Annotated in this window: 11 protein-coding genes and 1 rRNA gene; 3 read left to right on the top strand and 9 right to left on the bottom strand. The window is 61.8% G+C overall.

The annotated features are described in order from the left end of the window. The first annotated feature begins 272 nt into the window (after nt 1-272). A complete protein-coding gene (locus tag SOM61_RS26275; RefSeq protein ID WP_320476810.1) occupies nt 273-2,390 on the top strand; it encodes a TonB-dependent receptor family protein in 2,118 nt (705 codons plus the stop codon). Here SOM61_RS26275 and SOM61_RS26270 read toward each other — a convergent pair. The 7 genes from SOM61_RS26270 to SOM61_RS26240 all read right to left on the bottom strand — a co-directional run bounded on the left by SOM61_RS26270 (nt 2,365) and on the right by SOM61_RS26240 (nt 9,554). Next, entirely contained in the window at nt 2,365-3,897 is a 1,533-nt protein-coding gene (locus tag SOM61_RS26270; protein ID WP_320476809.1) for a DUF3482 domain-containing protein, read from the bottom strand. The two genes, SOM61_RS26275 and SOM61_RS26270, sit on opposite strands and share 26 nt — an antisense overlap. Continuing rightward, nucleotides 3,894-5,372, bottom strand: a complete 1,479-nt coding sequence (locus SOM61_RS26265) for a DUF2868 domain-containing protein (RefSeq protein ID WP_320476808.1) — start codon at nt 5,370-5,372, stop codon at nt 3,894-3,896. The genes SOM61_RS26270 and SOM61_RS26265 overlap by 4 nt, the downstream gene beginning before the upstream one ends. 174 nt (nt 5,373-5,546) lie before the next feature. Beyond that, a complete protein-coding gene (locus SOM61_RS26260) occupies nt 5,547-5,903 on the bottom strand; it encodes a hypothetical protein (protein WP_320476807.1) in 357 nt (118 codons plus the stop codon). 59 nt (nt 5,904-5,962) lie between these two features. Further along, nucleotides 5,963-7,066, bottom strand: coding sequence for a lysophospholipid acyltransferase family protein (locus SOM61_RS26255; RefSeq protein ID WP_320476806.1), 1,104 nt, complete (start codon nt 7,064-7,066; stop codon nt 5,963-5,965). Between the two features lie 21 nt (nt 7,067-7,087). Next, nucleotides 7,088-7,936, bottom strand: coding sequence for a hypothetical protein (locus tag SOM61_RS26250; RefSeq protein WP_320476805.1), 849 nt, complete (start codon nt 7,934-7,936; stop codon nt 7,088-7,090). A gap of 123 nt (nt 7,937-8,059) precedes the next feature. Continuing rightward, nucleotides 8,060-9,328, bottom strand: a complete 1,269-nt coding sequence (locus SOM61_RS26245) for a hypothetical protein (protein WP_320476804.1) — start codon at nt 9,326-9,328, stop codon at nt 8,060-8,062. 79 nt (nt 9,329-9,407) lie between these two features. Then, on the bottom strand, nt 9,408-9,554 hold the full coding sequence (locus SOM61_RS26240) for a hypothetical protein (RefSeq protein WP_320476803.1): 147 nt from the start codon (nt 9,552-9,554) through the stop codon (nt 9,408-9,410). A 304-nt stretch (nt 9,555-9,858) separates the two neighbouring features. Between SOM61_RS26240 and SOM61_RS26235 the strand changes: the two genes are divergently transcribed. Next, nucleotides 9,859-10,431, top strand: a complete 573-nt coding sequence (locus SOM61_RS26235) for a DUF2975 domain-containing protein (RefSeq protein ID WP_320476802.1) — start codon at nt 9,859-9,861, stop codon at nt 10,429-10,431. Continuing rightward, entirely contained in the window at nt 10,431-10,679 is a 249-nt protein-coding gene (locus SOM61_RS26230) for a helix-turn-helix domain-containing protein (RefSeq protein ID WP_320476801.1), read from the top strand. The genes SOM61_RS26235 and SOM61_RS26230 overlap by 1 nt, the downstream gene beginning before the upstream one ends. 3 nt (nt 10,680-10,682) lie before the next feature. Here SOM61_RS26230 and SOM61_RS26225 read toward each other — a convergent pair whose 3' ends face one another. After that, a complete protein-coding gene (locus SOM61_RS26225; RefSeq protein ID WP_320476800.1) occupies nt 10,683-11,525 on the bottom strand; it encodes an alpha/beta fold hydrolase in 843 nt (280 codons plus the stop codon). A 179-nt stretch (nt 11,526-11,704) separates the two neighbouring features. After that, nucleotides 11,705-11,794, bottom strand: a 5S ribosomal RNA gene (rrf, locus tag SOM61_RS26555); the annotation flags it as partial.

Genomic DNA, 11,794 nt, shown 5'->3' with positions numbered 1-11,794 from the left:
TCGCTTCGTCTCAGATTTCTCTGCCGATCTTGCTACCGTAACCGCTTGATTACGTTAACATTTTTCGGTCATGCCGAAGCGGAGGCGAACTATAGCAAACCTCGACTGGGTTCGGCAAGACCCCATGCGAAACATGTTTTAGCTATTTCAGTCAGCCATCATTTTGCGGGATTGTTTCCGTGCGCACGTAATACTCCGTTGCAAGGTATATTCCTTGGCTGATTGGCAAGGCCCCTACCCTCTCGCACTTGCTACGCACCATTGGAGAAAGAATGAAGCACACCGTCTTGCGCCGCACGGCGATCGCCGCCGTTTGCGCCTGCTGGCCCCTGGCAGTCCTCGCTGAAGAGATTCGCGACCCGATGAACGTGGTCGTGGTGAGCGGCACCCGCGCCGAACACACCAGTTTCGACCTGCCGGCCGCGGTCGACGTCGTCGATGCGGCGCAGATCGGTGACACCCAGCTGCGCGTCAACGCTTCCGAAGCCCTGGTCGCCGTGCCGGGCATCGTGGTGCGCAATCGCGAGAACTATGCGCAAGACTTGCAGATCTCTTCGCGCGGCTTCGGCACCCGCTCCGCCTTCGGCGTGCGCGGCGTGCGCCTGGTGGCGGACGGCATCCCGGCCACCATGCCCGATGGCCAGGGCCAGGCCGCGACCTTCAACCTGGATCTCGCCGAGCGCATCGAAGTACTGCGCGGCCCCATGTCTGCCTTATATGGCAACCATTCCGGTGGCGTGGTCCAGCTCTTTACACGCGAACCGACCGATACGCCCACGGTCGAAGCCAGCTTCACCGGCGGCAGCTATGGCCAGCGCAAGTTCGACACCAATGCATCCGGCCGCAGCGGCGGCATCGGCTACCTGCTCGATGCCTCGCGCTTCGAGACCGACGGCTACCGCGACCACAGCGCCGCGACGCGCAAGCAGGCCTACGCCAAGCTGGTCGTCGAACCCTCGTCGACCAGCCGCCTGGTGCTGACGGCGAGCGGCCTGCGCCAGGACGATACGCAAGACCCGCTCGGCGTTACCTGGGCCACTTATCAGCGCGACCCGCGCGCGGGCGAGATCGACACCACCGATACGCAGACGCCCCAACGCACGCTGGCCGATCGCTACGACACGCGCAAGAGCATCGACCACCAGCAATTTGGCGCGACGTATGAACAGAAGTTCGGCGCCGACCGCCTGCAGGTGACCGCCTACGGCGGCAACCGCCGCGTCGTCCAGTACCAGTCGTTCTCGCGCGGCTTCCAGGCGCCGAGCAGCCACTCGGGCGGCGTGATCGACTTCGACCGCGACTTTTACGGCATCGACGCCAACTGGCGCGCGGTGCGCCAGGTCGCCGGCGGCACCATGCGCGCCACGGCCGGCCTGGAACTGGCGCGCTCGAAGGATGCGCGCCAGGGCTTCGAAAACTTCGTCGGGGATACCTTCGGCGTGAAGGGCAATTTACGGCGCGACGAACAGAACGAAGTAACCAGCGTCGATCCTTATGTGCAGCTGGAGTGGGAACGCGACCGCTGGGTGCTGAGCGGCGGCGTGCGCCATAGCCGCGTGGACTTCGACGTGAAAGACCGCTACCTGTCCAATGGCGACGATAGCGGCGGCGCCGACTTCCGCCACACGACGCCGCTGGTGGGCGTGCTCTATAAAATCTCGCCGACCCTGAACGTGTATGCCAGCGCGGCACGCGGCTTCGAAACGCCGACGATGAACGAATCGTTTTATTCAGGCACGGGTGGCGGCTTCAACTTCGCGCTCGAACCGGCCATCGGCACCCATCTCGAAGCCGGCGTGAAAGCCATGGTGGCGAGCGGCGTGCGCGTCAACGCTGCCGTGTTCCAGGTGAAGACGAAGGACGAACTGGTGGTCGACGCCTCGTCGGGCGGACGCACCAGCTACCGCAACGCCAGCGCCACCCTGCGCCAGGGCGGCGAGTTGTCGGTGGACGCCGAACTCGGCGCCGGCTGGAATGCGCGCCTGGCCCTGAGCATGCTGCACGCGGTCTATGACGAAGCCTTTGGCGCGGTGCCGAAAGGCAGCCGCCTGCCCGGCCTGCCGAAGACGAGCTTCTATGGTGAGTTGGGCTGGAAGGAAGCGGCCGGCCCCTATGGCGCGGCGCTCGAGACCATCGCCAACAGCCACGTGTATGCGGAAGACACCAACAACGCCACGCCGGCGCCGGGCTATGCGATCGTCAACGCCCGCGTGCAGGCGAGCCAGCAGTTGGGCGCCTGGAAGCTGCGCCAGTTCGCGCGCCTGAACAATCTGTTCGACCGCGACTACGTCGGCTCCGTCATCGTGGGCGACACCAACCGCCGCTATTACGAAGCGGCCCCCGGCCGCAACTGGATCCTGGGCGTCAGCGCGCAGTACCAGTTCCGGTAAGAGCGTCCTTGTCCAATGTCGGCGCCGCCGGCGCTGCCTGCGCCGGCGCTCCCGGCAGCGCGGCATCGGGATACAGGCGCTCGAGCGTCGCCGTCACCGCCGGCACCAGCACCGCCTCGACCAGCCTCGTGGCGGCGCCCAGGTCCGGCGCTTCGCGCACCGCCTGCCACAGGCGATCCCCGTTGATGCCGACGCCGTTCATCGCCTGCTCGGCCTCGGCCTGCCAGAACGGCGGCGCCTCGCTCTCCACATAATTGCCCCGTCCCCGGCCGAAGTGCGCCACCGCCAGGTAGCGCAGCATGGCACTGGCCAGCAGCGTTTGCAGGAAGGGATTGGCGAACTTCACATTGGCCTGGTTGCGGTCCGTGCCCTGGTTGAAACCCCAGGCCGCGCCGGCCGCCGTGATGCCGCCGGCGATCGCGCCCAGCAGCGCGCCGGCGCCCAGGGTCAGTCCGCCCACCATCGCATCCGCCGACAAGCCGGTCGCCGCGCCCGACACCACCGCGCCGAGCAGCCCGGCCTGCGCCTTGTCCACCGGCGCACGCACCGCGAAGTTCTCGCGCACGCGCGCGTTCACGTTCACCGCTTGCCCGGGATCGATGCGGTACAGCGACAGCATGCGCGCGGTCGCATGGTTGATGCCGTCGTTCAGCCGCTGCACCAGCGCCGCCATCGCGAGATCCTGGCGGCGCTGCTCGTCCTTGCCGATGCCGACCGCCTTCAATGCGGTGCGCAGCATGCCCCCTCGTTCTTCGCCCAGCGGCTCGCTGTCGCGCGCCGCCGCCGCGATCTGCTCGGCGCTCATGTTCAGCGCGCTCGCATAGCGCACGCGGTTACGCTCGGCCCATGCGGCCAGCAGGCGTGTATAGGCGGGGCGCTTTTCCTCTGCGATCAGGCCAGCCACCGATTCATAGAACACGTGTTCATGCACCCAGCAGCGGGCGAAAGCGTCCAGCGGCAGCACTTCCTTCACCACCTGGTATTGCGCCAGGTGCTGCTTCCAGCGTTTCGGTTCGGCCTGTTCCTCGTGTGCCGGACGCGGTGGGCCGACCTGGTTGAGCAGCACGACCACCGGCTTGCCAAGCCACTCGAGGATCTTCATCTCGGACGGCAGGTAGCCGGCATCCTGCGGCGATTCGGACGAGTTGACCAGGTAGAGCACGACGTCCGCCTCTTCCCTGGCCGCGCGCAGCGCCTGCTGGCTGAGCCAGAACGGGCGGTCGCGGTAGCGGTCGAACACCTCGCGCAGGAACCAGCCGATCGGATTGCCGGCCAGCGCGAGACGCTTGTGCAGGCGCACCGAGTCGCCGAAGCCCGGGGTGTCCCACAGCACCAGCGAGTCGCCCTCCTCGGTGTTCAGGAGCGGGTAGCCCTCCGAGATCTGGGTCACGTGGGCAGCGTCGCGGATCTCGCCGACGTCCATGCCGACCAAAGTGCGCGCCAGCGTGGTCTTGCCGTTATTGGTGTGCGAGACCAGTGCGAACTGGATTTTTGCGGGCGTGATCATCGCAGCTCCGGCAAGGCGAGGCCCGCGCCCAGTTCAAGCGGGTGCTTGTCGGGCTCGAGCAGATTGACGACGTGGGCCGAGGTGCCGTGGAAGCTGCAGAACTGGCGCCACAGGGCGTGGCGTTCGGCGACGCGCTCGCTGCCCACCTGCTCACCGATGCGCTCGAGCAGCGGCGACTCGTCGAGCAGCACGGCCACGCCGCGCGGCACCCGCTTGACCAGGTAGTCGAGCAGCGCGCCATGGTTTTCCTTTTCGGGCGTGGCGGCAAGGCTGAACAGTACCGTGGTCACGGTGATGCCGGCTTCTTTCAAGGTCGCGTCGCGCAAGGCGTCCTTGAGCTCGACGCCATAGCCGATCGGCGGCAGCAACTGCACCCGCGTCTGTCCGCCCAGGGCCGCGGCGGCGATCGCCCACAGGCCGCGGTCGCGCGGTTCGTCGAGCGTGTAGCTGTAGGGGATCACGCGCAGCACGGCCGGCGTGCCGGCGCCGATGCTGTCGGCCAGCTTGCGGTAATAAGGCTGGTCGAGATCGATCGGGAAGTTGCGCTTCAGGCGACCTGCACGCACGCCCGCGACCAGTGCCAGCACCACGCGTGGCAGGATCACCAGCAGCAGCAAGGTCGCGCCGTACAGATGGACCCAGCGGTCGCCGACCGGCAAGCCGGCCGCGCCGCCGAAACGCAGCTGCTCGATCTCGGCGGGCGAGAAGCCCTGCAAGAATGGGAACACGGCCAACGCCGGCGTGAACAGCCATGACAGCAGCGTGTGCACCTGCTGCGCATCGAGGAAGGTGCTCTCCCATCCGGTGACGTACGCGGTGAGCAGGCCGCGCGCATACAGCGAGGCGACGGCGCCGAGCGCGAAGCCGGCCGCCGCCAGGTGGAAGGTGCGGGCCAGGCGGGCGCGCGTGAGCGGCTCGCTCAGCACGGCCCAATCGGCCAGGTAGTGGCCGACGCCTTCGGCCAGCGCGGTGGGCAGCTTGCGCGGCGCGACCGCCTTGCCGACGCTCAGGCGGCGCAGCAGCGGCGTGCCGCTCTTGTGCCGGCGCGCGGCCGGCACCATGGCCCAGACCAGCAGGCCGAGATAGACGAGCAGGTTCCAGCCGACGATCGCCAGCAGCGGCGCCGACAGCAGGTCGACGCGGTGCGGATCGGCGATGCGGTCGAGCGCGGCGCCAAGCAGAAACGCCAGGAATGGCAGCGCGATCCAGATGCCGCTCATGCCGGGAGCGCGCCGGGCGAAGGCGCCGAAGGCCGGCGTGCGTTCACCCAGGCGCTTGAGGATTTGCTCCGCGCGTTGCTGCAGGAAGTGATGCTGGTTGGCCGCCATATGACTGTCGGCCGCCTGCCAGGCAGCGAGCTCGCGCGCGCTGCGGGTGGCGTACATGCGATCGTCGTCGCTCAGGACCGTGTGGGCAACATCGGCGTATTCAATCGAGCGCACCAGCACGACGTTGCGTGCGACCTGTTCGTTCATGCTATTCCTATGTGTAAATGCACTGTGTGTAAATGGCAATGTAGTAAGGGCATTGTGCACCAGATTCCGGCAAGCTGGCAGTGGCCTGCCGCACCGAGTCTTCGACGCCGATAACAAAAAACCCGGGCATGGCCCGGGTCGGTGGTATTCATGGACGGTCGAGGTCCTGATGTGTCAGCCTTTTTGCTTGCTGCCGGAATCCGCAGACGGCTGGTACTGCTCCATGCCGCCGCCGGACTGCCGCGATTCGCCGAGGCGGTCCTGCTCGCCGCGCGCCTGCATGCGCTGGGCCTGCTGGCGGGCGCTCCATCCGCCGACCTGCGAACCGGCGCCGGCGCGCTGGCCGCGTCCGGTCGAATCCGATTGCATGGATCCGGTGTTCCCTCTTGGGAAAAGCGTGTCGAGCCCACCCGGCATGACATAGCCGGGCGCCCTGGACTGCAGGCTGCCCTCGGCCACCATCAAGGTTTTTGGTTTTGCGCTACCGCGTGCACGGTTGTCGACACCCTTGACCTTCTCTTTCGACTTCATCGCGATCCTCCGCTTTGCTGAACAAGAAATTTCATCATGCGCCCCGGGGGTGAGTGCCTCTATAGGAGAAGTGGTCGGCACACTGTAGGACTCTCCTGACCATTACCAGGGTCGGGATCAGTATGCGGCTTTATTGTCGAGCAAGCTTCGTGACTGGCTGCGGTCTCCAACGGTATCGATTTGAGCTCATCCATGATGTTCGGCCATTCAGGCAACACCGAGGCGAACTGGCGCGTGGCATGATCGAGCTTGCCCATCCATTCGGCATGCCCGTTCGCGTTCACCGGAAGACGGTCGGCCAGCAGATCCCCCATCTTCGGCAGGTAGATCCAGTGCTCGGGCTCCGCCCGGATCTGCCTTTCCAATTCGCTGAAAATGGCAGCCGTCAGCGTCGGGAGATCGGTCTCGAGGTCGCCGGTTGTCTCGTAGTAGATCGGTGCGCCAAGCTTCAGGGTGGAGGCCAGTCCGGGGCCCGGACAGTTATAGCCGACGATGACGTTGGCCCGGCCCTTTATTGCGAACAGGGCCGTGCCGGCCATGGCCGGGATCAGGCGACCGAAGAACGGCACATACAACACGTGCCCGGTGATGTCGAACACGTCCGGCATCATCGTCAACGCTTCGCCGCGCTTGAGTACCCGCAGCGCTTTCAGCACCGCGGTATCGTCGTTGAACAGCGCGTGATATCCGTATCCAAGTCGATGGAACAACTCTTCGAAGCCTTGCGAAGCACGGCTCTTCAACGGCGGGTTGTAAAAGGCATTGATCGTTTTACGGTGACCGATCTCCTTGATCAGCTTCAGGCATCCTGCTGCAAAATTGCCGTAATGAGGAGTCACGAAGATCACTGGCGCCTCGCTCTCCACGACGGCGTCGAGATGCTCGCGTCCCTCGACCCGGACATAACGATCGAGGAAGGTATTGAGCTCGTCGGCCTGCAGCAAGGTCAGGTACTGTTTGATAAGCGCGAATTTGCGCATCGACACCCAATGGCGCACATACAGGTCGTGCGCCGCTGCGGCGGAAATGTCGGGAAATACCGTGCGGATCGAATGGTCAATGCGTTTTTCAAGCATGGCCGCGGCCTCGCCGCTCGACAGCAGCAGGCGGGCGCGTGAGGCGGCGATCCTGCACCGCACGACCAGTTCCGGGAAATAAGCCATTTGGTCATCCCTCCACTGGGCTCATGTCGCATTGCGCAGCGCGGCCACGCGCGCGGCCGCGATGCGGGAAAGCGCCTCGGGCATGCCGCCAGGCGAACGCTTCCAGGCCATGAAGTAGGCTTCCAGCTGCTCGATCCGGTTGTGCCGTTCGATCTGGTAGCAATGCGCGCTTGCGCGATACAGGTGATGCCACGAGAGCGTGTCGTCCGGCGCGATCGAGGCCGATACCTGTAAATGTCCCAGCAGCCAACGCAACAGCGTCGTCATGGCCTGGCTGTTTCCCTCCGGGCCGGTGGCCGGCGCATCGCAGCTGACCAGTTCCGGACCGACGCCGGCGGTGGCCGGGAAGTAGCCGATCGTCAGCAGGGTCTTGATACCGTACCGGCACAACAACGGGTCGAGCACCGAAAAACGGCATGCCTTGCCGAGGAAGCTCGTGCTTGTCGTCGTCCCCGCCGACAGGGTATGCAACTCGGGGAAGCTGACGTAGACAACCGCCTGAGGTTGGCCAACCTGAATCTTGACGTGCTTGATGACTTCATGGGTCTGGCAACGTGGCAGGTCGCCGATGGTCGTGCCCATGATCTGGGACAGTTTGGCGAGCGCCGGACTCTCGATCAGGATCAGTGGCAAATCGCCTGCAGTAGCCATCTCGTGCAAGAGTTCCAGCCCCGCTCCACTGAACGGCAATGCCATCAGGCATGAGCCATTCTTGTTGAGCGCGACCTGGATGTGTTTCTTAGCTTGATCGGGTGGCACCATCGGACCATCGCTGAACGGCTGTCCGCCATGCCGGCGTTGACGCCGTTCGCATGCGGCTTGTGCGCGCAATGTCGCGTCCTCATCGGTCAAGCCGAGGTAATAAGCCATTCCAGCCGCAGTCTGCTGGATAAGTCGCTCAGTATCGGGCGGTTTATTGATTGGTAGCGACGTTCCCCGGTGCCGGGAGGCAGGCTGGACAAGCGTATTCGTACGCGAAAACATCGGAATCCCCTAGATAGAGTGACGACGGGAAGGCAGCGTGCGGGCCTCGCGAATGCTGGACACGACCACGCCCATTCCCAAACGGAGCCGTTTCAAAAAGAGCATGCTGGCTAACATGATCATGAGCGGCCATACCAATATTCCAAGACCATGACCTATCGCCGATGCGGCTTCTGCCCAGCCCACGCGATCCATGGAGATCGACATCTGCCAGTCGGCGTTGGTCATTGACGCAAGAAAGACTCCTGAGGATATAAGTTCGCGCCCTAGAAACAGGCCGATATAGAAGAAATAACACGCGCTTAACAGCAGATATGCATGCAGGATCGTCCCCTGCAATGGTGGCCTGGACGCGCTTTGTTTACGCATTGCCCGCGCGATCAACGTGAAGATCGACTGCCGCACCTGCCGGTGAAGATTGTGCAGACCACTCAGGTCCGACAGCAGCCAATACCCGTCGAACTTGAAGACGGGATTGAGCGTCAACAGCATGGCAAAGGTGACCAGCCACGCGAGCTTGAAGGCGACCGGATCGCCGCTGACGATGGCAACTACATCGACGGCAATCAGGAAGATCGCCTGGAAATACACGCCTCCGAGATCGACTATGGCACGCTGGCGCCGCTGTAATTGCCAGGCGTGCGTCACGTCAGCGTACCAGACCGGGAACACCAGGTAGAGGCCGAATCCGATACCGCCGTGGTCGCACCGAAAATAGCGGCAGGCAGCGATATGGCCGCATTCGTGAAACAAGCCGCTGGCCAGGAACAGCAGGACAAGTACGCAAGTTTGCGGAACGGTCCAGGCGCCATGCACGGTGTGTAAAGCGTCGGGTAGGACCATCGCGTGAACCAGCACGAACAGGGCAACCGTTGGCATGGCGCACTGGGGCTTGAACAAGCAGGCGAGCCAGGCAGCCATGCGCGCAGCGTGTCGAGGAGATATGAGCGTCGCATTGACGATGAACGGCTTCCTCGGCAGCGGCGGCGGCGTGTCGAGAAACAGGATCGGCGGCAAGGTTTGTTTCGCGAGCGCGATGAGTGTTGTGGCAGGAATGCGGTCGCCGGTTTCTGCAGCGAAATCGCTTTCCAGTTGTAGCTGCGTTGCTGGGTTGCGCAGCAAGGTAAGGATGAGTGCCCTAGCTTTGACCGAGATCAAAAAGTAATTGTCACCAAGGGTCAGGAGATACTGCCGTGCCGACCCGGCGTCAGCCTCCTCGTAGGCGACGATGGTGATGTTCCCTTTTAGCAAAGGGATCGAAGTGTCGTGATTCGACATGGTGAGCCTGGCCGGTTCCGCAATGTAGATACACCTGAGCTTGCATTGAAATCATGGAATGCGTGTCATGAAGCTCTCTTTACTGCCGGTTTCCAAAGAGGTCCGCATAGGTGCAGGTCGACTTCCAATCTGTCTCTGGCAGTGGCTCGACCATCGCTTCCATCTCGAAGCGACTTTCCAGGATTTCAATGGAGAATTCGTCCATGGTGAGATCGGATGCTTGCATGTTGTTCCTCCATCGATATGATGAGTTGAGTGTCACAATTGACCGTTTCGAAGCATCTCTTGGCCCTGTCAATCCTGCTAGGGACTGTTGGTTGTTGTAAATACAAATAAAGTCTACGATGGGTAGAAAATGCTGTCAAGCAGTAATATCTTATTGTTTAGCGATAACAAAAAGCTCTGGACTAGAATCAACTGTCCTTTCTCCGTTGAAAGCGAAGCAACACGAGAGAAGTTTGCTGAAGTACAATAACAATTGCCACATCAATAAAATTGTTGCGGCACCAGCTGAAAGGCGTACGCGATCCATGAATAAGGTCGAATCTCACCAGCTGCAGCTGTCTCCGCTGTTTCGTCTTTGCAGTGCTATTCGTTGGCTCCTGCTGATCTTCTTATCGATTCAAATTGTATTTTTTTTGCTTCCCTGGATAGTTCCGATGCCATTAGAACTTGGACCACTGCTTATTCAACTTGACCCTGAGGGGATGAGAGAGGGCTTGGTGAACGAGTTATCCGTCTCTCAGAAAATCATGGGCGTCCTGATCGGAGTGCCGGGACTCGGGGCGCTGACGTTCGGCTTTGTCCGGCTGGGCCAGACCTTGAGCCGCTTCCAGCAAGGTCAGATATTTGCAATCGATACCATCGCGCGCTTGCGTGCATCGGCAGGGGCAATCCTCCTGGCCATCGTGCTGTTTACGCTGGAAAAACCGGTACGGGACATTGCGTTCAACTTGCTGGGTAACGGTCAGCGCTACCCGATCTCGATCAATGTCAGTTCGAGCGAATTGTTGCTGATTCTTGTTTGTAGTCTTTTCTACTTGATCGCCGGCGTGATGCATGAGGGCCGTCGTTTGAGCGAAGAGAACGAGGGCTTTATCTGATGGCAATCATTATCAATCTCGATGTGATGCTCGCCAAACGCAAATTAAAGTCCAAAGAGCTGGCCAGTTATATCGGTATTACAGAACAGAATCTGTCGTTGCTGAAGTCGGGAAAAGTAAGAGGTATCCGGTTTTCAACCCTTGAGAAGATTTGCGAGAAGCTCGCGTGCCAACCAGGTGACATTCTTGAATGGCGGGAAGGTGGCGACTTCGCAGACGATGATGTCGACCACCTCCCCGATACCTGAGTTTTATTCTCCTGGCGCCGGCTTCGCGATGATTGACCTGATTGCGTCAACTACCTCAGCAGGATTCTGACGCTGTACCTGGTGGTCGGAATCGACAATGATTCTTTTTGCTTTCGGATACAGCCTGCTCACGAATTCCCTTGTCTTCTGATCTTTGTTGAATGCGCCGAAATCGACGCCGACCGCGGTCGCGTCCTTCGGTTTGTTGATGAGCATGACGATCGGCTTATCGTCAATGGGGGCCAGCGATAGCACCTGTTCGCTGGTCTGATGAATGGCGTCGATCTCCTTGTTGACGGTGCTCGAGAAGAACAGCCGCTTGGCGCCGCGGGCCCAGAATGGGAACTCATCGGATTTCTTGACGACGCCGGGCAGCAGCGGATCGACCAGCACCAGGCCGCTGACTTCCTGGGGATAGCGCTTGGCGAACAGCTGCATGTACAAGCCTCCGAGCGAGTGACCGACGAGGATGTACGGAGGCGCCAGGCCTTTTTGCTTCAGGGTCTGCCTGAGTTCCTCGACGATTGTTCCGCCATCGCGCGCCGTTCCCGTTTCCTGGCTGTTGCCATAGCCAGGGCGGTTATAGGCGAAGATCGACGCCTCCGGGGCCAGCGATTCGATGACCTTGTCCCATCCAGCCACCGTCGCCCGCAAGCCGTTTTCGAAGACGACGCTGACGTTCGCATCCGGGTTCCTGATCGTCAGCGATTCGATCTGTCGGCCCGCGATCGTGTCGATGCTGGCGGTGGCGGGAGCGGCAGATACCCATCCCGGCATCGACAGGCAGCCCAGCAGGAAGAAAATGGGAAGGACGTTGTTGCGACCGGCGTTCGTTTGTGGGGACATGGGATCGGAATCGCTCGAGTTTGGAGAATTCCATTCTTTCACGACACCCGATCTGTCTTGGAAGGCAAGCGCTGAACTGCATATTGGCCCGACAGATTGCAGAAAGTGCGATCTGGAGCGTAATTCAGAATGCAAAAAAGCCCGCTCAAATCATTGAGCGGGCTTTTTCTATATAACTAGCCTGACGATAACCTACTTTCACACTGGTTGCAGCACTATCATCGGCGCAAAGTCGTTTCACGGTCCTGTTCGGGATGGGAAGGGGTGGG

This window comes from Massilia sp. CFBP9012, from assembly GCF_034045115.1.
Classification (GTDB): domain Bacteria; phylum Pseudomonadota; class Gammaproteobacteria; order Burkholderiales; family Burkholderiaceae_D; genus Telluria.
This window is presented reverse-complemented; position numbering and strand designations above follow the sequence as displayed.

Coding starts and splice junctions, on each gene's coding strand:
- SOM61_RS26275 (WP_320476810.1), top strand. CDS start 273: ATGAAGCACACCGTCTTGCGCCGCACGGCGATCGCCGCCGTTTGCGCC.
- SOM61_RS26245 (WP_320476804.1), bottom strand. CDS start 9,328: ATGTCGAATCACGACACTTCGATCCCTTTGCTAAAAGGGAACATCACC.
- SOM61_RS26235 (WP_320476802.1), top strand. CDS start 9,859: ATGAATAAGGTCGAATCTCACCAGCTGCAGCTGTCTCCGCTGTTTCGT.
- SOM61_RS26260 (WP_320476807.1), bottom strand. CDS start 5,903: ATGAAGTCGAAAGAGAAGGTCAAGGGTGTCGACAACCGTGCACGCGGT.
- SOM61_RS26250 (WP_320476805.1), bottom strand. CDS start 7,936: ATGGCTTATTACCTCGGCTTGACCGATGAGGACGCGACATTGCGCGCA.
- SOM61_RS26225 (WP_320476800.1), bottom strand. CDS start 11,525: ATGTCCCCACAAACGAACGCCGGTCGCAACAACGTCCTTCCCATTTTC.
- SOM61_RS26265 (WP_320476808.1), bottom strand. CDS start 5,372: ATGAACGAACAGGTCGCACGCAACGTCGTGCTGGTGCGCTCGATTGAA.
- SOM61_RS26255 (WP_320476806.1), bottom strand. CDS start 7,066: ATGGCTTATTTCCCGGAACTGGTCGTGCGGTGCAGGATCGCCGCCTCA.
- SOM61_RS26240 (WP_320476803.1), bottom strand. CDS start 9,554: ATGCAAGCATCCGATCTCACCATGGACGAATTCTCCATTGAAATCCTG.
- SOM61_RS26230 (WP_320476801.1), top strand. CDS start 10,431: ATGGCAATCATTATCAATCTCGATGTGATGCTCGCCAAACGCAAATTA.
- SOM61_RS26270 (WP_320476809.1), bottom strand. CDS start 3,897: ATGATCACGCCCGCAAAAATCCAGTTCGCACTGGTCTCGCACACCAAT.